Raw genomic sequence first — 840 nt, 5'->3', positions numbered from 1 at the left:
GACTTCGCAAATTTCCTACTGATTACTTTCCCAGCCGACATTTAAGTTAAAATAATGGCCTAAAAATTTCAGACGGCCTTGAGCCTAAACACATACCATGACCCAAATCACTTTCCAACGCCCTGGCCAGCTAACCGCCCTACCTCCTTTATCACTCTATATCCATATTCCTTGGTGCATCAAAAAATGCCCGTATTGCGACTTCAATTCCCACAGCCTGAAAAACGGCCTGCCGGAAGAAGCCTATATCGATGCCCTATTAACCGACCTGCAGCTTGAATTGCCCAATATTTGGGGCAGACCAGTGGAAACCATATTTTTCGGCGGCGGCACACCCAGCCTGTTTCAAGCAGAATCGATTGACCGTTTATTAAGCGGCGTGCGTTCGCTGTTGCGCTTGCAACCCGAAGCGGAAATTACTTTAGAAGCGAACCCGGGCACATTTGAAATTGAGAAGTTTCAAGGGTTTAAAGACGCAGGCATTACGCGCCTGTCTATCGGTGTGCAGAGTTTTAACGACGATATGCTTGCTCGATTAGGACGCGTTCACAATGGCAAAGAAGCCCTGACAGCTATTGATACTGCATTGAAATTATTTGATAAAGTCAATATCGATTTGATGTATGCCCTGCCAAACCAAACGGTTCAGACGGCCTTAAACGATGTGCAAACGGCTATCGCAACAGGCGTATCTCATATCAGCGCATATCATCTGACAATGGAACCGAACACGCCTTTTGGTCATACGCCGCCCAAAGGATTGCCACAAGATGAAGCAGCATTGGATATTGAAGATGCCGTACACGGCGCATTGGAAAGCGCAGGCTTTATCCACTATGA

General features: G+C 46.8%; 1 protein-coding gene. It reads left to right on the top strand.

Annotated features, from left to right (window positions below):
• Positions 1 to 97: 97 nt before the first annotated feature.
• Positions 98 to 840 (top strand): radical SAM family heme chaperone HemW (hemW, locus tag ACTHUR_RS12955; protein WP_440398902.1); only part of this gene is annotated, 743 nt, incomplete at its 3' end.

The sequence above is a fragment of the Neisseria sp. P0021.S007 genome, assembly GCF_051956855.1.
This window is presented reverse-complemented; position numbering and strand designations above follow the sequence as displayed.